The sequence below is a fragment of the Devosia beringensis genome (assembly GCF_014926585.1).
Taxonomy (GTDB): Bacteria; Pseudomonadota; Alphaproteobacteria; order Rhizobiales; family Devosiaceae; genus Devosia; species Devosia beringensis.
The window spans coordinates 236,399-262,838 of sequence record NZ_CP045422.1 but is presented as its reverse complement, the minus strand read 5'-3'; the positions used below and the strand labels follow the sequence as shown (position 1 = coordinate 262,838).

Annotated in this window: 27 protein-coding genes and 1 tRNA gene; 15 read left to right on the top strand and 13 right to left on the bottom strand. The window is 64.2% G+C overall.

What is annotated here, in order from left to right; all coding sequences use genetic code 11:
• Nucleotides 1–47 precede the first annotated feature (47 nt).
• From GDR53_RS01400 to GDR53_RS01390, 3 genes are read left to right on the top strand one after another with little or no spacing between them, the layout of a single operon-like run.
• A complete protein-coding gene (locus GDR53_RS01400) occupies nt 48–1,529 on the top strand; it encodes a leucyl aminopeptidase (protein ID WP_193336349.1) in 1,482 nt (493 codons plus the stop codon).
• Nucleotides 1,530–1,537: 8 nt separating this feature from the next.
• Complete coding sequence (locus GDR53_RS01395; RefSeq protein WP_193336348.1) at nt 1,538–1,984, top strand: DNA polymerase III subunit chi; 447 nt, start codon at nt 1,538–1,540, stop codon at nt 1,982–1,984.
• The gene (locus tag GDR53_RS01390; RefSeq protein WP_193336347.1) at nt 1,981–2,598 is read left to right on the top strand and encodes a YitT family protein; all 618 of its coding nucleotides are present in this window, start codon (nt 1,981–1,983) and stop codon (nt 2,596–2,598) included. The genes GDR53_RS01395 and GDR53_RS01390 overlap by 4 nt, the downstream gene beginning before the upstream one ends.
• Here GDR53_RS01390 and GDR53_RS01385 read toward each other — a convergent pair.
• The 3 genes from GDR53_RS01385 to GDR53_RS01375 form a co-directional block, all read right to left on the bottom strand.
• Nucleotides 2,591–3,508, bottom strand: coding sequence for a DUF4344 domain-containing metallopeptidase (locus tag GDR53_RS01385; RefSeq protein ID WP_193336346.1), 918 nt, complete (start codon nt 3,506–3,508; stop codon nt 2,591–2,593). The genes GDR53_RS01390 and GDR53_RS01385 overlap by 8 nt on opposite strands.
• A 113-nt stretch (nt 3,509–3,621) precedes the next feature.
• Nucleotides 3,622–4,053, bottom strand: coding sequence for a cupin domain-containing protein (locus GDR53_RS01380; protein ID WP_193336345.1), 432 nt, complete (start codon nt 4,051–4,053; stop codon nt 3,622–3,624).
• A complete protein-coding gene (locus GDR53_RS01375; protein ID WP_193336344.1) occupies nt 4,050–5,912 on the bottom strand; it encodes an ABC-F family ATP-binding cassette domain-containing protein in 1,863 nt (620 codons plus the stop codon). Before GDR53_RS01375 ends, GDR53_RS01380 begins: the two co-directional genes overlap by 4 nt.
• Before the next feature lie 206 nt (nt 5,913–6,118).
• On the opposite strand from GDR53_RS01375, the gene GDR53_RS01370 reads away from it, so the two are divergent.
• The 3 genes from GDR53_RS01370 to GDR53_RS01360 all read left to right on the top strand — a co-directional run bounded on the left by GDR53_RS01370 (nt 6,119) and on the right by GDR53_RS01360 (nt 9,212).
• Nucleotides 6,119–6,487, top strand: a complete 369-nt coding sequence (locus GDR53_RS01370) for a hypothetical protein (protein WP_193336343.1) — start codon at nt 6,119–6,121, stop codon at nt 6,485–6,487.
• A gap of 109 nt (nt 6,488–6,596) precedes the next feature.
• Nucleotides 6,597–7,019 (top strand): nucleoside-diphosphate kinase, encoded by a 423-nt coding sequence (ndk, locus tag GDR53_RS01365; protein ID WP_193336342.1) that lies wholly within the window; start codon nt 6,597–6,599, stop codon nt 7,017–7,019.
• Between the two features lie 246 nt (nt 7,020–7,265).
• The gene (locus GDR53_RS01360) at nt 7,266–9,212 is read left to right on the top strand and encodes a DEAD/DEAH box helicase (protein ID WP_193336341.1); all 1,947 of its coding nucleotides are present in this window, start codon (nt 7,266–7,268) and stop codon (nt 9,210–9,212) included.
• A 50-nt stretch (nt 9,213–9,262) separates the two neighbouring features.
• On the opposite strand, the gene GDR53_RS01355 is transcribed toward GDR53_RS01360, so the two are convergent.
• Complete coding sequence (locus GDR53_RS01355; protein ID WP_210321377.1) at nt 9,263–9,667, bottom strand: DUF1801 domain-containing protein; 405 nt, start codon at nt 9,665–9,667, stop codon at nt 9,263–9,265.
• 343 nt (nt 9,668–10,010) lie between these two features.
• Between GDR53_RS01355 and GDR53_RS01350 the strand changes: the two genes are divergently transcribed.
• The gene (locus tag GDR53_RS01350) at nt 10,011–10,610 is read left to right on the top strand and encodes a hypothetical protein (RefSeq protein ID WP_210321376.1); all 600 of its coding nucleotides are present in this window, start codon (nt 10,011–10,013) and stop codon (nt 10,608–10,610) included.
• 25 nt (nt 10,611–10,635) lie between these two features.
• Here GDR53_RS01350 and GDR53_RS01345 read toward each other — a convergent pair whose 3' ends face one another.
• Nucleotides 10,636–11,109, bottom strand: a complete 474-nt coding sequence (locus GDR53_RS01345; protein ID WP_193336339.1) for a hypothetical protein — start codon at nt 11,107–11,109, stop codon at nt 10,636–10,638.
• Nucleotides 11,110–11,301: 192 nt separating this feature from the next.
• On the opposite strand from GDR53_RS01345, the gene GDR53_RS01340 reads away from it, so the two are divergent.
• Entirely contained in the window at nt 11,302–13,401 is a 2,100-nt protein-coding gene (locus GDR53_RS01340) for a molybdopterin-containing oxidoreductase family protein (protein WP_193336338.1), read from the top strand.
• A gap of 184 nt (nt 13,402–13,585) precedes the next feature.
• On the opposite strand, the gene GDR53_RS01335 is transcribed toward GDR53_RS01340, so the two are convergent.
• On the bottom strand, nt 13,586–14,443 hold the full coding sequence (locus tag GDR53_RS01335; RefSeq protein WP_232846691.1) for a sulfite exporter TauE/SafE family protein: 858 nt from the start codon (nt 14,441–14,443) through the stop codon (nt 13,586–13,588).
• 265 nt (nt 14,444–14,708) lie between these two features.
• Here GDR53_RS01335 and GDR53_RS01330 point away from each other — a divergent pair, with 265 nt between their 5' ends.
• The 3 genes from GDR53_RS01330 (at nt 14,709) to GDR53_RS01320 (ending at nt 16,280) form a co-directional block, all read left to right on the top strand.
• Entirely contained in the window at nt 14,709–15,149 is a 441-nt protein-coding gene (locus tag GDR53_RS01330) for a glyoxalase superfamily protein (RefSeq protein WP_193336337.1), read from the top strand.
• 94 nt (nt 15,150–15,243) lie between these two features.
• The gene (locus GDR53_RS01325) at nt 15,244–15,942 is read left to right on the top strand and encodes a glutathione S-transferase family protein (RefSeq protein WP_193336336.1); all 699 of its coding nucleotides are present in this window, start codon (nt 15,244–15,246) and stop codon (nt 15,940–15,942) included.
• Nucleotides 15,943–16,189: 247 nt separating this feature from the next.
• Nucleotides 16,190–16,280, top strand: a tRNA-Ser gene (locus GDR53_RS01320).
• A gap of 244 nt (nt 16,281–16,524) precedes the next feature.
• On the opposite strand, the gene GDR53_RS01315 is transcribed toward GDR53_RS01320, so the two are convergent.
• The 4 genes from GDR53_RS01315 to GDR53_RS01300 all read right to left on the bottom strand — a co-directional run bounded on the left by GDR53_RS01315 (nt 16,525) and on the right by GDR53_RS01300 (nt 18,153).
• Nucleotides 16,525–16,770 (bottom strand): hypothetical protein, encoded by a 246-nt coding sequence (locus GDR53_RS01315; RefSeq protein ID WP_193336335.1) that lies wholly within the window; start codon nt 16,768–16,770, stop codon nt 16,525–16,527.
• A gap of 10 nt (nt 16,771–16,780) precedes the next feature.
• Nucleotides 16,781–17,125 carry a hypothetical protein gene (locus GDR53_RS01310; RefSeq protein ID WP_193336334.1) on the bottom strand — a complete coding sequence of 115 codons (345 nt, stop codon included), beginning with the start codon at nt 17,123–17,125 and terminating at the stop codon, nt 16,781–16,783.
• Nucleotides 17,125–17,478 carry a hypothetical protein gene (locus GDR53_RS01305; protein WP_193336333.1) on the bottom strand — a complete coding sequence of 118 codons (354 nt, stop codon included), beginning with the start codon at nt 17,476–17,478 and terminating at the stop codon, nt 17,125–17,127. The genes GDR53_RS01310 and GDR53_RS01305 overlap by 1 nt, the downstream gene beginning before the upstream one ends.
• Nucleotides 17,479–17,709: 231 nt before the next feature.
• Nucleotides 17,710–18,153 carry a helix-turn-helix domain-containing protein gene (locus tag GDR53_RS01300; protein WP_193336332.1) on the bottom strand — a complete coding sequence of 148 codons (444 nt, stop codon included), beginning with the start codon at nt 18,151–18,153 and terminating at the stop codon, nt 17,710–17,712.
• Between the two features lie 69 nt (nt 18,154–18,222).
• Here GDR53_RS01300 and GDR53_RS01295 point away from each other — a divergent pair, with 69 nt between their 5' ends.
• Complete coding sequence (locus tag GDR53_RS01295; protein ID WP_193336331.1) at nt 18,223–19,473, top strand: MFS transporter; 1,251 nt, start codon at nt 18,223–18,225, stop codon at nt 19,471–19,473.
• A gap of 53 nt (nt 19,474–19,526) precedes the next feature.
• On the opposite strand, the gene GDR53_RS01290 is transcribed toward GDR53_RS01295, so the two are convergent.
• The 3 genes from GDR53_RS01290 to GDR53_RS01280 form a co-directional block, all read right to left on the bottom strand.
• Complete coding sequence (locus tag GDR53_RS01290) at nt 19,527–21,641, bottom strand: catalase (protein WP_193336330.1); 2,115 nt, start codon at nt 21,639–21,641, stop codon at nt 19,527–19,529.
• 201 nt (nt 21,642–21,842) lie between these two features.
• Nucleotides 21,843–22,046, bottom strand: coding sequence for a DUF2934 domain-containing protein (locus tag GDR53_RS01285; protein ID WP_193336329.1), 204 nt, complete (start codon nt 22,044–22,046; stop codon nt 21,843–21,845).
• Nucleotides 22,047–22,201: 155 nt separating this feature from the next.
• Nucleotides 22,202–23,104: an N-acetylmuramic acid 6-phosphate etherase gene (locus GDR53_RS01280; RefSeq protein ID WP_193336328.1), complete on the bottom strand. Its 903-nt coding sequence runs from the start codon at nt 23,102–23,104 to the stop codon at nt 22,202–22,204.
• Between the two features lie 260 nt (nt 23,105–23,364).
• Here GDR53_RS01280 and GDR53_RS01275 point away from each other — a divergent pair, with 260 nt between their 5' ends.
• Genes GDR53_RS01275 through nagA form a run of 3 tightly spaced genes read left to right on the top strand, consistent with a single transcriptional unit; the run spans nt 23,365 to nt 26,335 of the window.
• Nucleotides 23,365–24,153 (top strand): GntR family transcriptional regulator, encoded by a 789-nt coding sequence (locus GDR53_RS01275; protein ID WP_193336327.1) that lies wholly within the window; start codon nt 23,365–23,367, stop codon nt 24,151–24,153.
• Nucleotides 24,150–25,178 carry an SIS domain-containing protein gene (locus GDR53_RS01270; RefSeq protein ID WP_193336326.1) on the top strand — a complete coding sequence of 343 codons (1,029 nt, stop codon included), beginning with the start codon at nt 24,150–24,152 and terminating at the stop codon, nt 25,176–25,178. Before GDR53_RS01275 ends, GDR53_RS01270 begins: the two co-directional genes overlap by 4 nt.
• Nucleotides 25,175–26,335 (top strand): N-acetylglucosamine-6-phosphate deacetylase, encoded by a 1,161-nt coding sequence (gene nagA, locus GDR53_RS01265; RefSeq protein WP_193336325.1) that lies wholly within the window; start codon nt 25,175–25,177, stop codon nt 26,333–26,335. The genes GDR53_RS01270 and nagA overlap by 4 nt, the downstream gene beginning before the upstream one ends.
• Nucleotides 26,336–26,440: the final 105 nt, after the last annotated feature.

Here is a 26,440-nt window from a genome sequence, read left to right as displayed (position 1 = left end):
CCATCATTCCTTCGCGCCGCACGCGCCCCCCGCCCATCAAGGCCCTCATGCCCCAGACTCTCCATATTCACACGTCTGCCCATTCAGGCGTTTCTGCACCCCTCATCGTCCTCTACGCTGCCGAAGGCGCGGCGCCTTCAGGGGCCGCGGCCACCGTCTGGGCTACCACCGGTCTGGACTGGCCCCAGGCCAGCGCGGCCGGGGCCTTCAAGGGACGCCAGGGCCAGGCGCTCGACATCATCGGGCAGGGCGGCATGCATGTGCTGGTGCTCGGCAGCGGCAATGCCCAGGACGACGTGCCGCTCAATGGCTGGACCGATCGGGGCGGTTCGCTGTTCGCCAAGATCGCCGCCACAAGGGCTGAAACCGTCGCCGTCGTGCTCGACGAAGCCGGCGCCACGCCGGCAGCGGTGGCCGAACTGGCCGCCGGCCTGCGCCTGCGCCACTATCGCTTCGACAAATACAAATCCGTGCGTGCCGATGACGGCCCCGCCAATCTCGCCATCACCCTGCATGTTGCCGATCCGGCCGCCGCCGATCTGGCAATTGCCGACCGTGGGGCCACCGTCGATGGCACTTTGCTGGCGCGTGATTTGCTCAATGAGCCCGCCAATGTGCTCGGCCCGGTCGAGTTTGCGGCCCGCGCTGCCGAACTCGCCGCTTTGGGCGTCGAGATCGAAATTCTTGAACCCGCCGCCCTGGAAGCGCTCGGCATGGGCTCGCTGCTCTGCGTCGCCCAGGGCTCGGACCGCCCGGCACGTCTGGTCGTCATGCAGTGGCGCGGCGACAAGGCCGATATTGCGCCGCTCGCTTTCGTCGGCAAGGGCGTGGTCTTCGACACTGGTGGCATCTCCATCAAGCCGGCGGCCAATATGGAAGACATGAAGGGCGATATGGGCGGCGCTGCCGCCGTGACCGGCCTGATGTGCGCCTTGGCCACCCGCAAGGCGCCCGTCAACGTCGTCGGCGTCATCGGCCTTGTGGAAAACATGCCTTCGGGCGGCGCCGTCCGCCCCGGCGATATCGTCAAGGCCATGAGCGGCACCACCATCGAGGTCATCAATACCGATGCCGAGGGCCGTCTCGTCCTGGCCGATGCGCTTTGGTACACTCAGGATCGCTTCAAGCCCAAATTCATGATCAACCTGGCCACGCTGACCGGCGCCATCATTGTCGCGCTGGGCCACGAGCATGCTGGCCTCTTCTCCAACAATGACGAGCTCGCCACAAAGCTGCTTGCCGCCGGCCTCAGTGCCAATGAAAAGCTCTGGCGCATGCCGCTCTCCCCGGCCTACGACAAGCTCATCGAATCCAAGTTCGCCGATATCCGCAATTCCGTCGGTCGTCCCGCCGGTTCCATTACCGCTGCCCAGTTCCTGCAGCGTTTCGTCAACGATGTGCCGTGGGCCCATCTCGATATCGCCGGCACCGCCTTTGGCACCAAGCCCAGTGAGGTCAACACCTCCTGGGCACCTGGCTTCGGCGTGGCACTGCTCGATCGGCTGGTGCGGGACCATTACGAGCGCTAGGGTGCGGCATGACCGACGTCCTGTTTTATCATCTGGAATCCCGCCCGCTCGAGGCGGTCTTGCCGCAATTGCTGGAAAAGACCCTTGAGCGCGGCTGGCGGGCCGTCGTCGAAGTCGGCTCCACCGAGCGGGCCGAGCTGCTCGATGCCCAGCTCTGGACCTGGCGCGATGACAGCTTTTTGCCCCATGGCCTGGCCGGCGCCGAAACCGATCCGCTCCAGCCCATCCTGATCACCACCGCCACCGACAATCCCAATGGCGCAGCCTGTCGCTTCTTCGTTGACCGCGCCGTTCCGCAATCGACCGAAGGCTATGAGCGGGTGGTCTATATGTTCTCCGGCCACGATCCCGACGCTGTCGCCGAGGCCCGCCTGGCGTGGCGCGCCCTCAAGGACAGCGGCAACCTGACCTATTGGCAGCAGGAAGCCGACGGCCGCTGGAACAAGAAGGCATGACCCCCGACCTCTCGACCCCCAGCCGCCACCTGCTGCACGAGGATATCTTTGCCATGCTGATCGGCACCATGCTGGTCTCGCTGGGCATTGTCCTCTACGCCGAGGCCACGCTCACCACCGGCAGCACGGCTGGCCTCGCTTTGCTGCTGCAATATGGCACCGGCATCCCCTTTGGCTGGCTGTTCTTTGCGATCAATCTGCCCTTCTACGTGCTGGCCGTGCTGCGCATGGGCTGGCCTTTCGCCATCAAGACCTTTGCCTGTGTCGGCCTGGTTTCGTTCTTTACCGCCCACATTCCCGATTGGCTCGACATCGCGTCCATCCAGCCGCTTTATGCGGCGCTGCTCGGCGGCGGGCTGATGGGCCTGGGCATTCTCTCGCTGTTCCGCCACAAGGCCAGCGTCGGCGGCATCAATATCCTGGCGCTCTACCTGCAGGACAATTTCGGCATCCGCGCCGGCTATTTCCAGCTCGGCGTGGACGCCGTCATTCTGCTCGCGGCCTTCTTCGTGCTGCCGCTCGATCGCGTGCTTTATTCGATCCTGGGCGCCCTGGTGCTCAACCTGATCATTGGCTTCAACCACAAGCCGGGCCGCTATGTCGGCTTCAGTTAGCCGCCGGTTCCGCGTCGCTCCAGCGGCCCACCAGATCCTGCTTGGGCTCATCGCTGGCTGCCCGCTCGGTATCGTCTGCGACTGCCGCCTCCGCATCTGAATCCGACAGCGGCAGGATATCGTTGACGTAGAGGCCGAACATCGAGTCTGCCAGTTCGTAGCAATAGGTCACCGTGCTTTCGCTCGGGCTGTAATAGGCATTGGCCTCGCCACATAGCGTCGCGGTGAAGGTCACCGGCCCCGGCAGCACATAGCTCTCCGTGATCAGCGCGGCGGCGCGTTCCAACACCTGTCGGCTCTTGAGTTCGTCGGCAAAGGCCTCATAGTCCCCGGCATCCTCATAGGTCACCGTGATCTCGGCCCCGGGCGCGTCGGTCACTTGATGCGGCTCCAGTAGCGTTGCCCAGGCCGAGGCCGCCTGTGAAAAAGTATAGCCGCAGCTTTCGCGGCGGTCCGCGTCCAGCTCATAGGCGTCCGCCGTCTGGGCAAAGGCTTCCGGGTCCTTGCCCACCATCATGCAGACCATGGCATAGGCACGCTGGATATCGAGGCTATGGTCCGAATAATAGGAGAGTTCGTCCACGCCCTCGCCGGTGGATTTCACCGCATTGAAGTACCAGCCGTCGGCGCTGTCGATCAGGGCATTGTAGCTGTCTTCATCGGTGTCATCGAGCAGCAGCATGATCGTGGCCAGCGCGTCGGCCGCGTCTTCTTCCTTGCCCAGCACCGGCAGGCCCAGTTCGCCCACCAGCATGTGGCCGATCTCGTGATACATGGTGAACACGGCGTCATGCATGGCAAAGTCCATGGCCTCGGCAATCTGCGTGTCATCGAGATCTTGCGCCTGCACCGGCAGGCTCAACAAGGCGACCGTGGCGGTCGCGATCAACAATGCAGTCGGCGTCGTCATCTTGATTTCCCCCGCGCCAGCATGGCGGCTGGTGCGTGGTATCAGTATTGGCGCGATTTGTCCGCGTGGATGTCTGATTGTCGTTACGATCCGGGGCAGGGCGCCCCGCCATTTTATGGCTGGCCGGGTTCCCAGCCGGCCGGCGCCAGCTCGAAGCCCGCGAACTGGAAGCCCGGGCTCACGGTGCAGCCCACCAGCGTCCACGCGCCCATGCTTTCGCCCGATTGCCAGGCCGCTGGTGGCACCACCAGCTGCGGCCGTTCGCCCACGTCGATATTGGCGCCCAGCACGAAGGAATCCACGCTGGCGCCGTCGGAGATCCGCAGCTTTAGTGGCGCGCCGGTATAGAAGTGCCAGACCTCCACCGCATCCACGCGGTGCCAGGCCGAAACCTCGCCCGCTTCGAGCAGATAGTAGATCGCCGTCGAGCGTGCGCGGCCATCTGTCTGGGCAGCGTCTTCGAAGGTCTGCGCATACCAGCCGCCTTCGGGATGCCGCTGCAGCCCGAGGGTAAAGATCACATCCTGGGCGGTCAGTCTGATCATGCCTGTTCAGCGGTCTCCAGCTCGGCACTCAGCGCCAGCCACTCTTCTTCGGTGCGCTCAAGCTCGGTGCCGTAGCGTGCCTTGTCCTTGCCCAGGGTAATCACCTGGCCAGGATCTCCATTGTAGACCTTGGGGTCATCGAGCTGGGCGTTTATCTTGTCGATTTCCCGCTTCAAACGGGCAATCTTGGTTTCCGCTTCCTTAATGGCGCTCTTGATCGGCGCAACTTCGGCGCGGCGTGCCGCAGCTTCTTGCTTGTTGGCCTTGCGCTCGGCCTTGGTGCCGCCCTTGCCTTCCTTGGCCGAGGTGATCGAGTTCTGGTAGCTGTCCAGATCCTCGTCCAGCACGCGGATCGTGCCGCCTTCGGCGATCCAGAGTGTGTCGCAGGTCGCCTCGATCAGATGGCGATCATGGCTGATGATCAGCACGGCGCCTTCATAATCGTTGAGCGCATGCACCAGCGCATCGCGGCTGTCGATGTCGAGATGGTTGGTCGGCTCGTCGAGGATCATCATGCCCGGGCCGGAAAAGGTAATCAGGCCCATCAGCAGGCGGGCGCGCTCGCCACCGCTGAGGTTCTTGGCCAGTGTATCCATGCGCGATTTGGTCAGGCCCATCTGGCTCAGCCGCGACCGGCGCTTGGACTCGCTGTCGGTCGGCATGATGTCCACGATATGCTCGAACGGCGTCCATTCCGGCTTGAGCTTGTCCATCTGGTGCTGCGCGAAATGCGCGATTTCCAGCTTCTTGCCCTTGTTGACGCTGCCGCCCATCGGCTTGATGTCGCCGGCCAGCAGCTTGGCAAAGGTCGATTTGCCGTTGCCGTTGACGCCGATCAGCGCGATGCGGTCGCCTGGATCGATGCGCATATTCATGTGACGCAGAATGGTCTTGTCGCCATAGCCGGCCGACGCCCCATCCATCGAGATCATCGGCGTCGCCTGCTCGGTCTTGGGCTGCTGGAAGGTGAAGGGCGCCGAATATTCGTCGAACATCGCCGCGGGCGGCTTGAGCTTGGCGATCATCTTCATGCGCGCCTGGGCCTGCTTGGCCTTGGTCGCCGAGGCGCCGAAGCGGTCGACGAACTTCTGCATATGGGCAATCTGGTCCAGCGATTTCTCGCGGCCCTTGTTGTTGAGCTCCATCTGCATGCGACGTGTGCTCTCGAACGTGTCGTAATTGCCCTTGTAGAAGGTCAGCTTGCGGTGCTCGAGATGGATGATCGAGTTCACCGACTTGTTGAGCAGGTCGCGATCATGGCTGATCATGAAGACGGTATAGGGATAGGTCGCCAGATACCGCTCCAGCCACAGCGTACCTTCCAGATCGAGATAGTTGGTCGGCTCGTCGAGCAGCAGCAGGTCCGGCTGGCTGAACAGCACACCGGCCAAAGCCACGCGCATGCGCCAGCCACCCGAAAGCTCATGCGTCGGCGAATTCTGCCGGTCCTGCTCGAAGCCGAGACCCTGCAGGATCGTGGCGGCACGCGCCTCGGCCGTATAGGCGTCGATATCGGCCAGACGGATATAGATCTCGCCGATCCGGTCAGGGTCGGTGGCCGTCTCGGCCTCGGCCATCAGCGCCGTGCGCTCCTTGTCGGCCGACATCACCACTTCGAGCACGGTCTCGTTGCCGGCGGGCGCTTCCTGTGCCACCGCGCCGATCCGCGCCTTCTTGACCAGCTCGATATTGCCGGCGTCCGGGTGAATATGCTCCTGGATCAGGTGGAACAGCGTGGTCTTGCCGGTGCCGTTCTTGCCGACAAAGCCGGTCTTGGAGCCGGTCGGCAGCACCACCGAGGCGTCCTCGAACAGTTCGCGACCCTGGATGCGATAGGTAAGGTTGTTGATCGAGAGCATGGCAGCGGCAATCTATGGAAAGGGCAGGGCAAACGTTCGCTCGGCTCAAGCCGCACCCGTACCCGCAACAAAAAGTCTTTGTCGCTGGATAAGGTCATGTGACCGCGAAGGCAACCGGCATTCCGGCATGGCTGCTCTGGCCTGGCCCTGCATGCAACCATTTGGGTATTCGTGCGCTACTTTGGAGACAGCCAAAAGGGATAACCATGCGCCTCACTAGACTAGCCCTCGCCACCCTGTTTCTGCTACCCGCCGCTGCGTTCGCCCAGGGCGGCCAGCAGTTTGACGATCTCGATGCCGACCGGCTCAACGCCAATCAGGTGCTGATCGAGTTTGAATATACCGGCGGCGCCTGCGAAACCGTCGGACCGGCCGCACTGGGCGAGACCACCGACGGCAATCTGGCGCTGACCTTTTCGGTGACCGCCACCGCTGAAGTCTGCACCATGCAGGCCAAGGAAATCGAGGTCGATCAGGCGGTCGCTGCAGACGCAGCCGTCACCCATGTGACTGTAACCTTGCTGGGCGCCGACGGTGCCGTCATCGCCACCGAAAGTGAGCGTGTGGACGACTAACCATCTGGGCGGAGGCAGAGGGGCTCGAGCAGAGCCTGTCTTGCCTCCGTCAGACTCTCCCGTTACAAGGCGCGACCATTCCCTCCCAGACCTATTCAAGGATCTACCCATGGCGCTCGAACGCACCTTCTCCATTATCAAGCCCGATGCCGTCCGTCGCAACCTGATCGGCAAGATCGTCGCCAAGTTCGAGGAAGCCGGTCTGCGCCCGATCGCCCTCAAGAAGATCCACATGACCCGCGCCCAGGCCGAAGGCTTCTACGCGGTCCATAAGGAACGCCCCTTCTTTGGCGAACTGGTCGAGCAGATGATTGCCTCGCCCGTCGTCGTCCAGGTTCTGGAAGGCGAAGGCGCCATTCTCAAGAACCGTGAAGTCATGGGCGCTACCAACCCGGAAAATGCCGCTGCTGGCACCATCCGCAAGGAATTCGCGCTCTCGATCGGCGAGAACTCGGTGCACGGCTCCGACGCCCCCGAGACCGCTGCCGAAGAGATCAAGTATTTCTTCAAGGACGACGAAATCGTTGGGTAAGGCCCGACGGCTGGCGCTTCGCCGGCCGGAAAATCGTTCCAGTGGAGCGATTTGAAGGGCGAACGCCCTGAAGCTTGCCAAGGGCCGGACCGGCCTCGCAACGCGCACTGACCCTTAGGTCGCCCGCCGGGCGGCCTTTTTTGCTTGTTTGTGCTATAGTGCACCAACTTCAGAACTCCTTGCCGCCCTCCCGACCATCAAGGGGAGGCCCGGGTGGGGGTTCTCACCCCATCCGAAAGATACCCATTGTCCCTGCCTGAAACCATTTCTCCCCCGCTCGCTCGTGCCCTCGCCGCCAAGGGTTACGAGACCCTGACCCCCGTGCAGTCGGCCATCATCGAAGATGAGACCGCCGGCCGCGACCTGCTCGTTTCCGCCCAGACCGGCTCCGGCAAGACCGTCGCCTTCGGCATGGCCATCGCCGCCACCCTGCTGGGCGACGCCGAACGCTTCACCGAAACCGGCGCCCCGCTGGCGCTGCTGATCGCCCCGACCCGCGAACTGGCCCTCCAGGTCCAGCGCGAACTCGAATGGCTCTACGCCGAGACCGGCGCCCGCATGGCCACCTGTGTCGGCGGCATGGATGCCCGCACCGAACGCCGTGCGCTTGAGCGGGGCGTGCACTTCGTCGTAGGCACCCCCGGCCGCCTGCGCGATCACATCACCCGTGGCGCCCTCGACATGTCGTCGCTGCGTGCCGTCGTGCTCGACGAGGCCGACGAAATGCTCGACCTGGGTTTCCGCGAGGATCTCGAATTCATCCTCGACGCCGCCCCCGAAGATCGCCGCACCCTGCTGTTCTCGGCCACCGTGCCCAAGCCCATTGCCCAGCTGGCCAAGACCTTCCAGCGCAATGCGCTGCGCGTTGCCGCCACCAGCGGCGGCGAGCAGCATGCCGATATCGACTACAAGCTGATGCTGGTGCCCGCCAATGAGCGCGAAAACGCCATCATCAACACGCTGCTCTACTTCGAGGCCGCCAATACCATCGTTTTTGCCTCCACCCGTGAAGGCGTCAAGCATCTGTCGGCCCGCCTGCACAATCGCGGCTTCGACGTCGTGACCCTCTCGGGTGAACTCAGCCAGGCCGAGCGCACCAATGCGCTGCAGTCCATGCGTGATGGCCGCGCCCGCATCTGCGTGGCCACCGACGTGGCCGCCCGCGGCATCGATCTGCCCAATCTCGACCTGGTGATCCACGCCGATCTGCCCACCAATCCCGATACCCTGCTGCACCGCTCGGGCCGTACCGGCCGGGCAGGGCGCAAGGGCACCTGCGTCATCATCACCCCGATGCACCGCCGGGCTGTGGCCCAGCGCATCCTGCGCACGGCCAAGCTCGACGTCACCAATATGGCGCCGCCCACCGCCGCCGAGATCGACGCCCGCTACCGCGAAGGCATTCTGAGCGCGGCCGCGCTGGCCCCGCCTTCGGGCGAGGAAGAGATCGAATTCGTCGCTCAGCTGATGGCGCGCCATTCCGTGGAAGCCATTGCCGCCGCCTATCTGCGCCAGCAGCTGGCCTCGCGTCCCTCCCCCGAGGACGTCACCGAAAACCCGGTGGCCGGCAAGCCCGGCGACAGCGATCCCCGCAGCCGCGAACGCTTCGAGGGTGGCACCTGGTTCAAGGTCAATGTCGGCCGCAAGCAGCGCGCCGAGCCGCGCTGGATCCTGCCCATGCTGTGCAAGGCCGGCGACGTCACCAAGACTGCCATTGGCTCGATCCGCATCTTCGATACCGAATCCATCTTCGAGGTGGCCGCGCCCAAGGCCGATGCCTTCCTGCGTAGCATCACCAAGAATGGCTCGGGCGAAAAGGGTGTCACCATCACCGCGGTCGACGGTCCGGGCGAGCGTCCGGCCGGTCCCCCGCCGTCGCAGCGCCGCCCGCCCGGTCCGGTCGAACGCTACGATCCTGATGCGCCGCGCCCCGAGCGGGCTGATCGCCAGGCGCGCTACGGTTCGGCTGGCCTGCGCCCGGACGATCTCGAAGCCCCACCCAGCACCGGCTGGAGCCCCGATGCCGACAAGCCACGGCCGCCCAAGCCCGACTATGACAAGCCGCGCGCGCCCAAGGTAACCAAGGCGCCGCCGAGCAAGGACAAGGGCAAGCCCAAATGGGCCGCCAAGCCTGCCGACGGCAGCAAGCCGGTCAAGAAGGACCACAAGGCCAAGCGCAAGCCGCAGATCTGACGCGGCGACAGTTTTGAGACGGACGGGGTGGCTCAGGCCGCCCCGTTTTTTTATGGCCGCCCGCCGGTCTTCTTGGCGGCGTGATAGGTCAATGCCAGCGCCACCACATGCCGCAGCGCGTCAGCATCGGCACCGGCAGACAGCACCACGGCCCGATCGCCCTGGTAGTCGAACGCGTCCGGATAAAGCGTCCGGTACCGGCTCACCAGATCGGTCTTGCAGTTTACATAGAGCGCCGGCCGTCCGCTGAGCTTGTCGTGATCGATGCGGATCGTCGTGCCGCTGCCGCTCTGGCTCGTCAGGTAACTCACCTGGCCCCATTTCAGCGTCTCTTCCAGCGCTCCAACGCCTGGCATGCCCGCTGCGGTGTCAAGGATCAGCGACCGCAGGCTCAGCAGTTCATCTCTCGTCGCGTCCGGATAGCGGGCAAATGCGTCGGCAATGGCAGGCATCATCGCTGTCGTCTCCGTGCTGAGGTGGCCAAGACCATCACAATGACCTGACAGGCGATGTCAGCATGATCCGGGTTCTTCTGACTCCTCGCCAGGCCAGTCGACGTCATTTCCGCATAAATTTCAATACTTTGCGGCCGGCGGTGGAATCAGTCTGCCACCTGGCCTGCACCATCATCCCTGTGCCTTTTGCGCCGCTGCGGCCGGCCGATTGGCCAGTGGCGCAAAATTCTCAATAGCCAAATCACTTTGCCTTGCTAAGATTCGGCCATCCACATCGCCGTCCCGCGTCACCGGCCGCAGATATTGGAGAGCAGTAGTGCCTTTACGCTGGCAGGAAGTGGCTGTGCCACTGACGATTATCGGACTTCTTGTTCTTCTCAAATATGTTCCCTTTGCCGCCGGCCTGCCGCTGGCCCGCGCTGCGGGCGTGGTGGCCTTCGGCTATGCCGCCTTTCTGGCGCTGCGTCTGCTGCAGAGCGAGGAGGCGGTGCATATCGATGGCTGGTCCGAACTCCGTCCGGCTCCGGTAGAGTATTTCGCCTGCTATGGCGCAGCGGCTCTGGCAATCGTGCTCATGTCGGCCGTGATCGTCATTGGCGGAGCCAAGCATGCGCCGGCCACCCAGATGATTGCTACCTTCCTGGCCGCGCTGCTGCTCGGCGGCGGGGCCTTCGGCATCGGCCTGGGCGGCTTGTTCACCCGGGTACGCTGGAACCATCAACTGGTGGAGCATCGCTCCGCGCTGGGCCGCGTCACCAGCCTGGCCTGGTCGGATGTGCGTGCAGTCCGCCCCAATTGGCGCGGCATCACCATCGCTACCCAAGATTCCCGGCGCGTCACCTTTTCCCAGTTCCACGCCGGCGCCGCCCAGCTCGCCCTTCATGCCAGCAACCGCGCCCGCCGCAATGCCGAGACGTCGACAAAGGCCTTCGCTACACTGTAGCGCGCGGGCAGGGTGATCCGGCGGATTACTCGGCGGGGACCTGTCCCCGGAACCCGGGAACGCGCAGCGAGCGCAGGCTTGCCGCATGCTGCGTGCTCCACACGCGATGGACGAAATAGGCCTGTCCCAGCAGCAGCACCATTTCACAGACCCAGAGCACGCTGATCAGACCCGGCACGCCGTTGAATATGGCGTTGAGCATGGCAATGGAGAACAGGGTCCGTACCGCTATGTCGGTCAGCCCATTGGCCCAGCTCGGATTGATCAGCCGTATCACGGCCCAGATCGAGATCAGCGAGCCGAGGAAATTGACGAACATCATCGCCAGCGGCGACAGTTCGCCAACCTGGCCGCCCAGCCCGGCCGCGCCGTTGAGTGTATCGAGCACGATCAGGTAGAGCCCGGCGACACCGGGCAAGGCCAGCGGCAGGCAGGTGGCAAGATCATAGATCGCGCTGGTCTTTACTGCGCGCGCAAGCTGCGTGTTCAGGTCTGCCATTTACAGTTCCCCAAGCAATGACAACAGCATACTGGCACGTTTACGAAGTGTTTACCATAATGGCGATGCGATCGTCGTTAATGGCCGTCTTGGCCCCGTCTACACCGGCCCCGGCACACCATTCACGCTGCCGATCGCGGTCATCACCCCAATTCGTTTGAGCCAGCCCCGCGCCTCCGCTATCCTGTCGCCATGAACCAGCCCATCGCCCTTCGCACCGTCCGCTCGGTCTGCCCGCACGATTGCCCCTCGGCCTGCGCGCTCGACGTCGAGCTCCTCGACAACCAGACCATTGGCCGCGTGCGCGGCGCCAAGGACGACCCCTATACCGCCGGCGTCATCTGCGAAAAGGTCGCCCGCTATGCCGAGCGCGTGCACCATCCCGAGCGCCTGACCCAGCCTATGCGCCGCATCGGCCCCAAGGGCAGCGGCCAGTTCGCCCCCATCTCCTGGGACGAGGCGCTCGACGAGATTGCCGCGCGCTTCGCCAGCATCGAGGCCGAGCACGGCGCCGAAGCCATCTGGCCCTATTACTATGCTGGCACCATGGGCCATGTGCAGCGCGACGGCATCGATCGCCTGCGCGCCTCCAAGGGCTATTCCCGCCAATATGATACCATCTGCACCGGCACCGCCTGGCCGGGCTACATCGCCGGCACCGGCATGCTGGGCGGCGTCAATCCCGAGCAGATGGCCGAAAGCGATTGCGTCGTCATCTGGGGCACCAATGCGGTCCATACCCAGGTCAATGTGATGACCCACGCCATGCGCGCCCGCAAGGAACGCGGCGCCAAGGTGGTGGTCATCGACATCTATGAGACCGCCACCATGGCCCAGGCCGATCTCGGCCTCGTGCTGCGCCCCGGCACCGACGGCGCCCTCGCCGTTGCCGTCATGCATATCCTGCTGCGCGATGGCCTGGCTGACCGCGCCTATATAGAAAAATACACCGATTTCGGCCCCGATTTCCAGGCCCATCTGGTGGGCAAGACGCCCGAATGGGCCGCCGACATCACGGGCCTGACCGTGGCCGAGATCACCGCCTTCGCCCATCTCGTCGGCACCACGCCGCGCTCCTATTTCCGTCTTGGCTACGGCTTTACCCGCCAGCGCAACGGCGCCACCGCCATGCATGCCGCGCTCTGCATCCCGGCCATGACCGGCGCCTGGCAGCATCGCGGCGGCGGCGCCTTCCATTCCAATTCCGGCACCTGGGCGCTCGACAAGTCCCGCCTGACCGGCGCGACAATGCAAAAGGGTGAGCCGCGCTGGCTCGACATGTCCGAAATCGGCCCGGTCCTCACCGGCGACGCCAGGGCGCTCAAAGGTGGCGGCCCGGTCAAGGCCATGATCGTGCAGAACACCAATCCCGCCTCGGTCGCGCCCGAACAGGCTCTGGTGCGCGCGGGCCTGGCGCGCGAGGACCTTTTCCTCGTCGTGCACGAGCAGTTCATGACCGAAACGGCCGAGCTGGCCGATATTGTCCTGCCCGCCACCATGTTCCTTGAACACAACGACTATTACACCCGCGGTGGCCATACCCGCGTGCTCTATGGCCCCGCCGTCATCACCCGCCCCGGCGAAACCCGCTCCAACCACGAAGTCATCAACGCCCTGGCCTTGCGCCTGGGGCTGACCGATCCAAGCTTCCACGCCACCGACCTCGAGGTCATCGCCGACACCTTCCAGCGCTCCAACTACCCGAGCCTCGAAACCGTCGAACAGACGGGCTTTGTCGATCGCGAACGCCCCGATGCGGTGGCCCGGTTTGCCGATGGTTTCGCCTGGCCCGACAAGCGCTTCCGCTTCGCCCCCAACTGGGCCGGAACCGCGGCCAAGAAGGGCTATCAATGGGCCTGCGATCCCGCCGACATGCCGCGCTTTGCCGACCATTGGGCCATTACCGAGGCCGCCACGCCGGAACACCCGTTCCGCCTTGCCACCAGCCCGGCGCGCGGCTTCCTCAATTCAACCTTCAACGAAACCCCGGGCAGCCAGAAGCGTGAGGGCGTGCCCTCCGTCTTCATCCATCCCGAGGATGCTCTGCGGCTCGGCATCATTGATGGCCAGTTCGTCACCGTGGGTAACCACCGCGGTAGCGTTGATCTCACCGCCCGCATCCGTCCCGGCCTGCCTACGGGTGTGCTGATCGCCGAAGGCCTGCACAAGAACCGCTCCCATCGCACCGGCAGGGGCATCAACACCCTCACCAGCGCCACCCCGGCGCCCCCCTTTGGCGGCACCGTCTATCACGATACCGCCGTCTGGCTCCGGCCGGCGGAGATGCACTAGGGCAGGCGGCCGTGCCACCCATCGCCCGTCACCCTCGGGCTTGACCCGAGGGCTTTACAATGGCTGCGTGCTGTCCAGATGTCCTGAGCTTTCCCTCCCCCTTGTGGGGAGGGAAGCGAGATAGGGCTTGGCGCTCGCCAAGTCCGTGATCGAGCAGGGTGGGGGGATCTGCCCCATCGTGGCCCTAAGCCAGATAGGCGCCCCAGAAGAAATACCCGGTCATGAACACGCCATAGACGATCACCGCCACCCGGATCCACAGCGTCGGGATGTGGTGCGCATTGCGCGCGGCGAGATAGCCGCCGACCACCACGCCCACCAGGGCGATCGAGCCGTGATACCAGTCGATCGAGCCGCTGACCGCGAACCGCGCCACCGCCACCAGCGCCACCACAGCCGACACATAGAGCTTGAGCCCGTTCATGGCGTGGATATCGGTCATCCCGGCCGTGGCGAGAAACGCCAGCAGCAATATGCCGAGGCCCGCATTGAAGAACCCGCCATAGACGCAGGCCGCCGCGAGGAAGGCCATAAGCAGCCCGCTGCCCACCAGCTTCATGCCGCGCCCGCCGCCGCTGCGCGCCGCGACAAAGCCATTGAGCTTTGTGCCAAAGGCAAACAACAGCACGGCAAAGCCCATCAGCCAGGGCACGACCAGCCCGAACTGTTCGTCCGATACCACCAGCAGCAGCTCCGCCCCGATATAGCCGAACACCGCCGCCACCGCGCCATAGAGCACCAGCAGATGCTTGTACTTGCCCATGGCATGCCAATAGCCATAGGCGCCGCTGGCATAGCCGGGCAGGGCGGCAAAGGTATTGGAGGCATTGGCCATCACCGGCGGCACGCCGACCAGCAGCAGCGCCGGAAACACGATGAACGAACCACCCCCGGCCAGCGAATTGAGCGCCCCGCCAATGAGGCCGGCCAGCAGCAGGAACAGCGTTTCAATCACCTTGTTCTCCTCATCCTCGATGTCATCCCGGCGCAGGCCGGCGTCATCCCGGCGCAGGCCGGGATCCATCCTGGGGTGCCAGCGCATAGCCCGAACCGACTGCTTCGCCCAACGCTAATTGCTGATGCCCGCCATCAAAGCCACTGATCCGCGCTGGGCAAAACCTTGACAAAACCGCGCCCCGCGCCCATATCCCGCTTCGGTCGCTGGCACCTGCCGCTCGCCGGAAGTAATTCCGATGGTGAAGTCCAGCCCTTCTGCAAAAGCGAACCCAGGTTCATCTTTGCGAGGCGCTTCATGGCAATGCGGGCTCCCATGCACCAGACGCCTCATGCAAATGAGAGACCCTGTCATGTCGTTTTCCCTCGATACCCCCTCCATCCAGACCCTCAAATCCGAGGCCCGCGCCCTGCGCGACAGCCGCGCTGCCGCAGGCGCCCCGCTGACCCATGGCGCTGCACTCGAGCAGGTCGCCCGTTCCCATGGCTATCGCGACTGGAACACCGCCCGCGCCGTGCTGCCCGAACAGCGTCCGGCGCCGTTCCAGGTCGGCGGCCGCGTCACCGGGCTCTATCTCGATCAGCCGTTTACCGGCTTCCTGCTCGGCATGCACCTGCTCGGCGATGGCGGCCACGCCAAGCTGACCGTGCAGTTCGACACCCCCGTCAACGTCACGCCGGACTTCATGTTCGCCACCCTGCGTCACCGCGTCGTGGCCACGGTCGACGGCCAGGGTGTCACCCCGGCTTTGCGCGGCAATGGCCAGCCGCAGCTGCGCATCCGTCGGGCATGATGAAATCTCATCGGTGGCAGGGCGCCTGCGCGCCTTGCCCTTCATCGTCAAAAGCCGATATAAGCGGGGCAACCGCTAACCAGGATATCGGCTCATGACCACCCAGACCAAGCCTATCGACGCCTTCTCCCTGCCCACCCCCAACGGGCAGAAGGTGCACATCATGCTCGAAGAGCTGGGCGTGCCATGGACCTATCACCGCATCGATATCGGCAAGGGCGAGCAGTTCACCCCCGAATTCCTGGCCATTTCGCCCAATAACAAGATCCCCGCCATCGTCGATCCCGAAGGCCCGGGCGGCGCGCCGATCTCGATCTTTGAATCCGGCGCCATCCTCAAATATCTCGGCCTCAAGTTCGGCCAGTTCTACCCCAGTGACCCGCGCGAGCAGGTCAAGGTCGATGAGTGGCTGTTCTGGCAGGTCGGCGGCTTCGGCCCCATGCTGGGCCAGAACAACCATTTCAACGTCTATGCCCCCGAAAAAATCCCCTATGCCCAGAAGCGCTATACCGACGAGACCCATCGCCTGTTCCGCGTGCTGAATACTCAGCTCGCGGGCAAGGATTTCATTACCGGCACCTATTCCATCGCCGACATCGCCTCCATCGGCTGGGCCCAGTCCTGGGAACGCTATGGCATCACCAAGGCCGAATATCCCAATGCCCTGGCCTGGATCGAGCGCCTCAACGCCCGCCCGGCCGTCGCCAAGGGCCTCGAAATCGGCAAGGACGCCACCCAGAAGAGCCTGGCCGACGACAAGGAAGCCCAGAAGGTGCTGTTCAACCAGCGCTGAATCGACATCGGCGGGCCCGGCATTGCCGGGCTCACCCCCATGGCGCCGGCGATTCGACTTTGTGACCTTGCACCACCGTCCGCGACCGGTTCTATCGGTTCGGCCTCACGATCTGACCGAATGGCGGCCGGCTGACATGCGAGAACAGCCACTTATCGCGCCCCGGCCGCCTCACCTGTGCGCTCACGGTGCCCGCCGGCAAAAACCTCTTGCCTTGGCGCATCCCGACCGCTATCCAGCCCGCGACGGAGAGGTGGCCGAGTGGCCGAAGGCACGCCCCTGCTAAGGGCGCAGATCTCAAAAGGGTCTCGTGGGTTCGAATCCCATCCTCTCCGCCACTTTTTCCCAAGCCATTGAAGTCCCGGTAAGCCCTTGCATCGCAAGGGGCCAGTCGCGAACAACGTGACAAAGCCGGCGTCAAAATCGCTGGCCACCGACAAATACCTTCACGGCACGGTACCAATCGGGATGTGTCTGAGCTCATCACCGGCCATCAGGATCAGTCGCTAGGTGGCATCTAAGTCGGTGACGTGTACGTCACGATCATTGAGGCAATGCGTGACGGGCTGAATGGGGTCGAGTTCAAGCTGGCGTAGAGTGGTCTAGTTGCTGCCGCCCCTCGTGCCACTCTTCAATGTCAAAGCAGAACATGCCGAGGCTATAGGATTGAATCGTGGGCTCCTGTTCGCCATCCGGAATGAACTGATAGTAATCATCAAGGTCATTGTCGTCAGTTCGCCACGTTCCTATGACTTCGCCGTCTCTAGTGATGACATCGCCAGATCGATGCTCGCCATGCTCGCCCAAGGTGAATTTGTATTTAGGCATCGCGCCTCACCTATTGGGTTACGCCTGACGGAGGCGGCAAATAGTATGAAGGCTGTGGGACGCCACCCGGCAGCGCGCCGGGTTTTGTGCGGCTGCTAAACCACTCCCACACCCAAGGTGGTGCTACACCCCAAGAATTTGGGGGATACATCTGCATGACAGTTACGCTGTCATTCGCTCTGAGCGCTTTCTGAATGTGATCGCTGATCTGCTTTGAATTTTCGTTTGAAAATACAAACCAAGTATCGAATGTGAAGCGCAGCCAGTCACCATGCAATCCCAGCAATCCATCGATAAGTGGCGGATGAATAGGCGTATCAACCCACCGCACAGTTATGACGAAGAAGTTCGCCATTAATGCTCTCCCTTAGTAAAGGATGCAGGCGGCGTAACATTTTGCGTTTTCTCGAAGGGAATTTGGTCGATCATCAGCCCCTTTGCAGCCATTTCTGCCTGCTTATATTGGGTTGCTTCGCTTCCTTCTAGGACAGAAAGGCTGGGGTGAATGAACGCGAACGTGTAAGCCAATCCGATGCCGAGTAGGAACTCCAACACCACGGCGGAGCCCAATACTACTTTGGCTTCCGGGAATGGCATCACAAGAGTGACACCCAATGTGCAGATCATCGCCATGCCCGTCAGGATGGTGGTCCTACCGACCACACCGGGACCCCACTTAATCTTATTAAAATTTGCCAGATCAAGCACGCGAGCGAATCCTGTCAATCGACGGGCAATAGTTCGACAATGATAAGTTGTTTGCGGAGCGTATGAAATAGCCGCTAGCAGGGGATTCACATTTTGTTCTGGGTCAGGCTTATTGTGGTACTATATTGCGACAGGAGCTGACCTCTTGCCCTCTGTCGACTTCATTCCTGTCGTCGTCCGCAAGGCTGATCCTGAGCCCGCACCCCAGCCGCCTCACACCCCATCCACACCTCACCCAGCCTTGCGCCGCGCTGTCGGCTTCATCGCCTTCCCGCGCGTCCTGCTGCGCTTGCCGGCCAGGGTCATCAGGCGCCGAAATCGCGGACACTCCAGATGCGACGGCGCCGGGCATTCGGCGACATGGCGGAGCAGGTCGCGCAGCGTGGCCAGGTCGCGGATCTGCCGGTCGAGCGCATCGGCCTTGTCGGCGAGTACCGCGCGGGGCAAGTCCTGCATGCCAGTGCTGCCGAACATGCCGCCGATCTCCGCCAGCGAAAAGCCGGCCGTCCGGCCCATGGCCACCAGACGGAGCTGCAGCAGCACCTCGGGGGCAAACTGCCGGCGCAAGCCATGCCGGTAAACCGAGGCAATCAGCCCTTCCGCCTCGTAATGGCGCAGCGCCGACGGCTTGATGCCGCTCCGGGCTGCGACCTCCCCGATATCGAGAAACTTCATGCTTGACCTCAAGTGAACTTGAAGTCGTAGCCTGCTTGCCAAATCAGCTTCAGGCAAGAGGAAATCCGCATGCAACGCGCAGATCGCGACCCGTCGAACACCGCCTCACCGGCGATCACCGCAACGCTGGCGCTCGCCACGCTGCTGGCCGCGCTCGGGACCAGCATTGCCAATATCGCGCTGCCGACCCTGGCCGCGGCCTTTGCCGCGCCGTTTGCCCAATTGCAGGGGGTCGTCGTTGCCTACCTCGCCGCGCTGACCATCTCGGTGATCGTCGCCGGCCGGCTCGGTGATCGCCATGGACTCAAGCCCATGCTGGTCGCCGGTCTGGTCCTGTTCGCCATCGCCTCACTGCTCTGCGCCCTGGCGCCCACGCTGGGGCTGCTGATCGCGGCCCGGGCCCTGCAAGGGGTCGGCGCTGCCTTCCTGATGACGCTGTCCATGGTACTCATGCGCCAGACCGCCGGCGCGGCCCATCTCGGGCGGGCCATGGGCCTGCTGGGCACCATGTCGGCTTTGGGCACCGCCCTCGGCCCCTCGCTCGGCGGGCTCCTGCTGCCGCTGACCGGCTGGCGCGGCGTCTTCTGGCTGCAGCTCCCGCTGGCCGTCATCGCTTTGCTTATGGCCGTCCTGGCGCTGCCCGGCATGACGCGCAAGCCGGCGTCGTCGGCGCCCGGTCTGCGCTCGGTGCTGAACCGTCAGCTCGCTGCCGGCCTCCTGGTCAATATTCTGGTTGCCGCCGTCATGATGACCACGCTGGTGGTCGGGCCCTTCTATCTCAGCCTTGGTCTGGGCCTGACAGCTTCCATGGTCGGCTTTGTCATGGCCATCGGCCCCCTGGTCTCCATCGTCAGTGGCGTACCCTCCGGTCAACTGGTCGATGCCTGGGGCGCCGGCCTTGTGCTCGCAGTCGGTCTGGTGCTTCTGGCAGTGGGCGCGCTGTTGCTGGCCGTCCTGCCCGCTTGGCTGGGGGTCTCGGGCTATGTCATGGCCATCGTGGTCCTGACGCCTGGCTACCAGCTCTTTCAGGCCGCCAACAATACCGCAGCCCTGATGGATGTGCCGGCCGATCGGCGGGGCAGTGTCTCGGGTCTGCTCGCCCTCTCGCGCAATATCGGGCTGATCGCGGGGGCATCCCTGATGGGCGCCGTCTTTGCCTGGGGCGTCGGCACGGATGATTTCAGCCGCGCCAGCGTCGCGGCGCTCGGCGCCGGCGTGCGGCTGACCTTCCTGCTCGCGGGTGGACTGATGCTGGTTGCGATCGGGCTGGCCTTCGGCCACCGCCTCTTCGTCGGGCGTCAGCCGCAAGCGGCAGTATGAGAGCAGGCGGCGCCGCTGCGCCGCCTGCCAATATCTCGTCTCCGCGCCGTCGCTTACGCCCCGTCGGGCCGGTCCCAGAACCGCAGCGCGCGGCAGGCCGCGATCAGCTCCTCGGCATCTGCCGGCTCGTCCATCGCGATGAAGCCCTTATCGAGGTCCTCCGGCAGACCAACCTTGGCAAAGAGCTTTGCTGCCGGCGCGGTGAAGCCGACGAACTTGTAATGCGCATAGGCGTCGCTGACGAAGTCGCGGGCCGGGGGGAGTTTGAGCAGCGACAGGATGCCCTCTTCAGCCGGCAGCAATGCCACCGCGTCGAACAGTACGGAGGGCCCGCCATCGATCTTGTGATGCGCCGGCTGGATCGTGCCATCGCTCAGCGTCACCCCGCCCACCATGGGGGCAATCAGCTCCACCGCCGTGCCTTCGGCCGCCGCCGCCGCCAGCAGCGCCGCCAGCAGCTTGGCATCGGTGCCATCGGTAATCAGGATTCCCAGCTTGCGCCCGGCAAAACTCTCCGGCGGGTTCTTCAGAATGCTGAGCAGGTCCGAAGCCGGCAGGTCCATCTTGGTCGGCCGCGCCGCATTGGCGGCCTTGGGCAGGGCCTTCATCCCCAGGCCATCGGCCACAGTCTGCGCCAGCTCTTCATCGATATTGAGCAGATGGCCCACCATGCGCTCGCGAATGGAAGGGAAGGCGCATTTGCTGAGCTCGAACACCAGCGCATCGCCGATGTGCTGCTGCTCGATCAGGTCTTGGCTGATGAAAAACTGCCGTGCCTGGCTGTAATGGTCGGCAAAGCTCTCCGGCCGCAGCCGCACCTTGGGCCCTTCGGCTTCCTGCGGCACGGTCTGGAAACCCAGCTCCTTGGACTCGCGCGGGCCGCCGGCTTCGGTGCCCCAGCCATTGGGCTCGTAATTGGCGCGGCCGGTGGGGTTCTTGAAGGCCATGTGGCCGTCCTGCTGGAAGTGGTGCATCGGGCATTTCGGCGCATTGATCGGCAGCTGCGCAAAGTTGGGGCTGCCCAGCCGTTTGAGCTGGGTGTCCAGATAGGAGAAATTGCGCCCCTGCAGCAGCGGGTCATTGGAGAATTCCACGCCGGGCACGATGTTCTGCGTCATGAACGCCACCTGCTCGGTCTCGGCAAAGAAATTGTCCGGCATGCGGTCGAGCACCATGCGGCCCACCGGCGTGGCCGGCAGCAGCTCCTCGGGAATGAGCTTGGTCGGGTCGAGCACGTCGAAGTCAAAACTGTCGGCAAAATCCTGGTCGAAGACCTGCAGGCACAGTTCCCATTCGGGGAAGTCGCCGCTTTGGATGGCATTGAACAGGTCGCGGCGGTGGAAATCGGGATCGGCGCCGTTGATCTTGACCGCCTCGTTCCACACCACCGACTGCATGCCCAGCTTGGGCTTCCAGTGGAATTTCACGAAGCGCGCTTCGCCCTTGGCATTGACCAGCTGGAACGTGTGGACGCCAAAGCCCTGCATGAAGCGGAACGAGCGCGGAATCGCCCGGTCCGACATCACCCACATGATCATGTGCATGGCTTCGGGCGTCAGCGAGATGAAGTCCCAGAAATTGTCATGCGCGCTCTGCGCCTGGGGAAAGCCCTTGTCGGGCTCGGGCTTGACCGCATGGATGACGTCGGGAAACTTGATCGCATCCTGGATGAAGAAGACCGGGATATTGTTGCCCACCAGGTCCCAATTGCCCTGCTTTGTGTAGAACTTGACCGCAAAGCCGCGCACGTCGCGCGCCAGGTCAAACGAGCCTTCCGAGCCGGCCACGGTGGAAAACCGCACGAAGACCGGCGTGCGCTCGCCCTTGCGCTGGAAGATGTCGGCCTTGGTGATGGCGCTCAGCGAGTCATAGGTTTCAAAAAAGCCGTGCGCCGCATAGCCGCGCGCATGCACCACGCGTTCGGGGATGCGCTCGTGGTCGAAGTGGAAGATCTTCTCGCGGAAATGTCCGTCCTCGACCAGCAGCGGGCCGCGATCGCCCTGCTTGAGCGAATTCTGGTCATCGCCCACCGGCATGCCGTGCTGGGTGGTGAGGACATCATAGCCCTCTTCGGCCGTCTGATGGGTCTCGCCGCCCGGACCACGTTGGATGGTCTGGTCGCCATAGACGACATTGCTTGGACTGTCGGGTTTCTTGCTGCGCGCCATGATTGCCTCCGGGCTAAAAGAGCTGGCGGCATAATCCGTGTCTGTGCGCATTCGTTCCCGCGCTGGTCGGCGGTAATTTTGGGCTTCTGGTGGAACGTTAGCCGTCGGGCCGCAGCGCCACCCCTGATAAGTTCTGCCCCGGCAATGTCGCCGGGACGGGCAAACGGGCGCCGGCCTGTGGGCCGGGCGCCCGAGGCGAATTCAGTGATGCGTGTGCTGCTCTGGTGTCTCGGAGTCGACGGTTTCGGCCGGGCTCATCTCGTCCAGCGGCGCCTCTTCCTCGCTGCCGGCCAGTTCCTGCTCGGCCGCATGCCAGAAATACAGGTCATTGCCTTCCGGCGATCCCGCCTCGATCCACAAGGCATAGGCACGGTCGCGAATGGCGTCGTCACTTGGGGTATGCATATCCATATCCTCCTTGCCCGGCAGGGGCGGCCACGACGCCACGGCGGCGCCGCGTCACCAGAGCCTAGCGTAGAACCATGACAGCCGTTAACGCAGATTAATCATGGGTGCTGCGCGTCCATTGCCGGTCAAGCCAGGTCGAGCGGGCCGGTCGCTTACCCCTTATGGGCCAGTTCGGCCAGCACCGGTCGCAGCCGTTCCTGGTTTGCGCCGAGCAGGCGGCGCGCGCCTTCCAGGTCCGCCGCGCCGGCCGCCAGCACGATCGCGAGCTTCACCCCGCCGTCCGCCAGTTCGAGGCAACGGGCCGCCTCGGCGTCGCTCACCCCGGTAATGCCGATCACGATGCGCTGCGCCCGTCCGCGCAGCTTGGCATTGTCGGCGATCAGGTTGACCATGAAGCCGTCATGCACATGCCCCAGCTTTACCGCCACCAAGGTCGATAGCATATTCAGCGTGATCTTCTGCGCCGTGCCGGCCCCCATGCGGGTGGACCCGGCGATCACTTCGGGTGGCGTCGCTAGGCAGATGGCCACGTCGACCAGGTCAAACAGCGCCGCGCCGGCATTGTTGGCAATGCCGATCGTCCGCGCCCCCGCGGCGCGCCCCGCCGCAGCCGCGGCCAGCGGGTAGGGCGTATAGCCGCTTGCCGTGAGCGTGATGACACAGTCATTCGGCCGCACCGCGATTGCCGCCAGTTCACGCCGGGCGGCCTCGGCATCATCCTCGGGTCCCCCCTCGAGTGCCGGCAGCGCGGCAATGCCCCCCGCCAGCAGCACCACAATGCGGTCGCGCCCGATGCCGAACGTACCCGGCAGCTCCACCGCATCGGCCAGCGCCATCAGCCCCGAACTGCCTGCCGCCGCATAGATCAGCCGTCCGCCGGCCAGCAGGCTCGTCGCCGCCAGCTCGGCTGCGGCGGCAATCTCGGCCACCGCACCCTGCACGGCCTGCGCCGCCTCGACCTGCGCTGCCGCCAGAATCGTCAGCGCTTCGCCCGCGGCCCGGGCGTCAAAGCCCGTTGCGCTGGCATGGGTCATCTCGGTTTGCGTCGTGGTCATGCTGTTCTCCAGTCAATTGCGATAATGCCAAAAAAATACCACTTGTCCACAAAGCCATGCGCTGCTCGACGGCCAGCCGCCGTTTGCCCCCTGAAAATCCAACGTGTTCAGTCCCATGCGGTGGATTGAGACTAGAGATGGATTGCCTGTTGGAAAATGGTATTTTATTGGTATTGTGAAACAAAGGGCGCGCTTGGCAAATCGACGCCGGGCGCGTGATAGTCATTGCCAGGGCAGCGCCAACCGTGGCGGGGGGATATGTGACGGATCTGTCGAACAGTTTCTTTGCCGAGGGGCCGGTGGCCTTGCCGTCGGGTGGCCCGCTTTATCTCCAGCTCAAGCGCTGGATCGAGGATGCCATCCACAGTGGCGCCATCAATCCGGGCGATGCACTGCCCTCCGAGCGCGATCTGGCCGCCCGGGTGGATGTGTCGCGCGTCACCGTGCGCAAGGCCGTGCTGCAGCTGGTGCAGGATGGCGTGCTGGTGCAGCGTCATGGCTCGGGCACCTTCGTTGCCCAGCCCACGCAGCGCGTCGAACAGTCATTGTCCCAACTCACCTCCTTCACCGAGGACATGGCCCGCCGCGGCATGGAGGTGCATGCCCAATGGCTGGAGCGTGGTCTGTATTTGCCGTCCCCCGAGGAGACCGTCATTCTGGGTCTCTCCTCGGGCGATCAGGTGGCGCGCATCTCCCGCTTGCGCCTGACGGGCGATACGCCCTTGGCCATCGAGCGCGCCAGCCTCTCCTCCCGCGTCCTGCCCGATCCCCTCGCCATCGCCGATTCTCTCTATCGGCACCTCGACAAGTCGGGCAACCGTCCGGTCCGCGCCATCCAGCGCATTCGCGCCGCCAATCTCGACGAGGACAATGCCCGCCTGCTGCAGGTGCCCACCGGCTCGGCCGGCCTCAATATCGAGCGCACCTCCTATCTGGCGTCCGGTCGCGTCATTGAATTCACCCGCTCCATCTATCGGGGCGATACCTATGATTTTGTTGCCGAACTGCGCCTCGGCGATGCGCCCGCCAAAGGAGGCAAGAAGCCATGACCGAACAGACCCATATGCGCCGCGAGATCGAGGAAATTCCTTCGGTCGTCGCGACCTTTCTCGAGCGCAGCGGTCCTGTCCTTGACGCCACTGCCGCCGCCTTGCGCGAAAAAGATCCGCTGCTGGTGGCCACGGTGGCGCGCGGCTCCTCCGATCACGCCAGTGCCTATCTCAAATATGCCATCGAGCTCACCCTGGGTCTGCCGGTGGCTTCCATCGGCCCCTCCATCGCCTCCATCTATGGCAAGGATCTGCGGCTTGACCGCGCCGCCACCATCGCCATTTCCCAGTCCGGCAAAAGCCCCGACATTGTCGGTATGGCGCAGTCCGCCCGCCGCTCCGGCGCTACGGCCATCGCCATTACCAATACCGCCAGCTCGCCTTTGGCTGAGGCATCCGATTTCACCATTGACCTGCATGCCGGCGTCGAGCAGTCGGTTGCCGCCACCAAGACCTTTGTCACCTCGGTGGTTGCCGGTCTGGCTTTGGTCGCCCGCTGGAGCGGCGACGAAGCGCTGGGGGCCGCCGTCAATGCGCTGCCGCAGTCGCTGGCCAAGGCAGTGGAATGCGACTGGTCGAGCATGATCGGCGCCCTCGACGGCCACAATGCCCTCTATGTGCTCGGCCGCGGCCCCGGCTTTGCCATCGCCAACGAGGCGGCGCTCAAGTTCAAGGAAACCTGCAATATCCAGGCCGAATCCTATAGCGCCGCCGAGGTCATGCACGGCCCGGTCGCCATCGTCACCAAGGGCTATCCCGTGCTGGGCCTGGCCGCCCGCGACGCCGCGGAAGGCTCGGTGGCCGACATGACGCACAAGCTGGCCGGGCAGGGCGCTTTGGCCTTCCTCACCAGCTCTCGGCCCGGGGCCGCCACGGCACTGCCCTTTGCCGCAACCGGTCACCCGCTCACCGATCCGCTGGCGCTGATCGTCTCCTTCTATGGCTTTGTCGAAACGCTGTCGCGCCACCGCGGCTTCAATCCCGATCTGCCGGTGGCACTGAAAAAGGTCACTGAAACGGTATGAGCGACCTTCTCGCCATTGCCGGTGCGCGCATCTTCGACGGCCACGTCTGGCACTATGATGCCGCCCTGCTGGTCGAGTTCGGCATGGTCTCGGCCATTGTCGCCGCCGATGCGGTGCCGGCGCACGCCTTGCCGGTCCGTCTCGCTGGCGGCAGCCTGATACCTGGCTTCATTGACCTGCAGGTCAATGGCGGCGGCGGCGTGCTGTTCAACAACGATCCTTCCGTCGCTGCCATCCGCACCATCTGCGCCGCCCATGCCCGTTTCGGCACAACGGCCCTGCTGCCCACCCTGATCACCGATACGGTTCCGGTTACCGAGGCCGCCATCGCTGCGGGCCACAGTGCCGCCGCGCAAGCTGTTCCCGGCTTCCTCGGCCTCCATCTCGAGGGGCCGCATCTGTCGCTGGCCCGCAAGGGCACCCACGATCCGGCGCTGATCCGGCCCATGGACGACGCCGATCTGCGCCGCCTGGTCGCGGCCCGCGCCGCGCTGCCCAACCTGCTGCTGACCGTCGCCCCCGAAACCGTTACCCCCGCCCAGATCACCACTCTGACCGCAGCCGGCATCACTGTCAGCCTGGGTCATTCCGATGCCGGATTTGCCGCGGCAACAGCGGCCTTTGATGCTGGCGCCAGCATGGTCACCCATTTGTTCAACGCCATGAGCCAGCTGGGCAATCGCGAGCCCGGCCTGGTCGGCGCGGCCCTGCACAGTGGCGAGGTTTCCGCCGGCCTGATCGCCGATGGCATCCATGTCCATCCCGCCGCCATCGCGCTGGCACTGCGCTCCAAGGCCGGCAAAGGGCAGGTTTTCCTCGTCACCGACGCCATGTCACAGACCGGCACCGACATCACCGAGTTCACCTTGAATGGCCGCACCATCACCCGCTCGGGTGGCGCGCTGCGCCTGGCCGACGGCACCCTGGCCGGCGCCGATCTCGACATGATCGATGCCGTCACCTTCATGCATAAGGTCATCGGCGTGCACTTCGACGAGGCCGTGCGCATGGCCTCTCTCTACCCGGCCCAGGCCCTCGGCATTGCCGACACCCACGGCCACCTCGCCCCCGGCGCTGTCGCTAGCTTCGTGCATCTCTCCGATAAGCATGCCGTGCGCGCCACCTGGATCGCCGGCGCCGAGGTCTTTCGCGCTTAAGGGGTTACCCCCGCCCGATATAGGGCATGTTGGTCGCCATCACCGTCATGAACTGCACACTTCGAACCGCCCCGCAGGGCAAATCGCTCCGGTGGAGCGATTTGA

Bases quoted from the DNA above. Each gene is read 5' to 3' on its own strand.
- ndk (WP_193336342.1), top strand. From the start codon at position 6,597: ATGGCGCTCGAACGCACCTTCTCCATTATCAAGCCCGATGCCGTCCGT.
- GDR53_RS01290 (WP_193336330.1), bottom strand. From the start codon at position 21,641: ATGGCGCGCAGCAAGAAACCCGACAGTCCAAGCAATGTCGTCTATGGC.
- nagA (WP_193336325.1), top strand. From the start codon at position 25,175: ATGAGCGACCTTCTCGCCATTGCCGGTGCGCGCATCTTCGACGGCCAC.
- GDR53_RS01285 (WP_193336329.1), bottom strand. From the start codon at position 22,046: ATGCATACCCCAAGTGACGACGCCATTCGCGACCGTGCCTATGCCTTG.
- GDR53_RS01380 (WP_193336345.1), bottom strand. From the start codon at position 4,053: ATGATCAGACTGACCGCCCAGGATGTGATCTTTACCCTCGGGCTGCAG.
- GDR53_RS01300 (WP_193336332.1), bottom strand. From the start codon at position 18,153: ATGAAGTTTCTCGATATCGGGGAGGTCGCAGCCCGGAGCGGCATCAAG.
- GDR53_RS01295 (WP_193336331.1), top strand. From the start codon at position 18,223: ATGCAACGCGCAGATCGCGACCCGTCGAACACCGCCTCACCGGCGATC.
- GDR53_RS01385 (WP_193336346.1), bottom strand. From the start codon at position 3,508: ATGACGACGCCGACTGCATTGTTGATCGCGACCGCCACGGTCGCCTTG.
- GDR53_RS01345 (WP_193336339.1), bottom strand. From the start codon at position 11,109: ATGGCAGACCTGAACACGCAGCTTGCGCGCGCAGTAAAGACCAGCGCG.
- GDR53_RS01355 (WP_210321377.1), bottom strand. From the start codon at position 9,667: ATGATGCCTGCCATTGCCGACGCATTTGCCCGCTATCCGGACGCGACG.
- GDR53_RS01395 (WP_193336348.1), top strand. From the start codon at position 1,538: ATGACCGACGTCCTGTTTTATCATCTGGAATCCCGCCCGCTCGAGGCG.
- GDR53_RS01335 (WP_232846691.1), bottom strand. From the start codon at position 14,443: ATGCGCTGGCACCCCAGGATGGATCCCGGCCTGCGCCGGGATGACGCC.
- GDR53_RS01330 (WP_193336337.1), top strand. From the start codon at position 14,709: ATGTCGTTTTCCCTCGATACCCCCTCCATCCAGACCCTCAAATCCGAG.
- GDR53_RS01280 (WP_193336328.1), bottom strand. From the start codon at position 23,104: ATGACCACGACGCAAACCGAGATGACCCATGCCAGCGCAACGGGCTTT.
- GDR53_RS01340 (WP_193336338.1), top strand. From the start codon at position 11,302: ATGAACCAGCCCATCGCCCTTCGCACCGTCCGCTCGGTCTGCCCGCAC.
- GDR53_RS01310 (WP_193336334.1), bottom strand. From the start codon at position 17,125: ATGGCGAACTTCTTCGTCATAACTGTGCGGTGGGTTGATACGCCTATT.
- GDR53_RS01400 (WP_193336349.1), top strand. From the start codon at position 48: ATGCCCCAGACTCTCCATATTCACACGTCTGCCCATTCAGGCGTTTCT.
- GDR53_RS01325 (WP_193336336.1), top strand. From the start codon at position 15,244: ATGACCACCCAGACCAAGCCTATCGACGCCTTCTCCCTGCCCACCCCC.
- GDR53_RS01390 (WP_193336347.1), top strand. From the start codon at position 1,981: ATGACCCCCGACCTCTCGACCCCCAGCCGCCACCTGCTGCACGAGGAT.
- GDR53_RS01370 (WP_193336343.1), top strand. From the start codon at position 6,119: ATGCGCCTCACTAGACTAGCCCTCGCCACCCTGTTTCTGCTACCCGCC.
- GDR53_RS01270 (WP_193336326.1), top strand. From the start codon at position 24,150: ATGACCGAACAGACCCATATGCGCCGCGAGATCGAGGAAATTCCTTCG.
- GDR53_RS01375 (WP_193336344.1), bottom strand. From the start codon at position 5,912: ATGCTCTCGATCAACAACCTTACCTATCGCATCCAGGGTCGCGAACTG.
- GDR53_RS01315 (WP_193336335.1), bottom strand. From the start codon at position 16,770: ATGCCTAAATACAAATTCACCTTGGGCGAGCATGGCGAGCATCGATCT.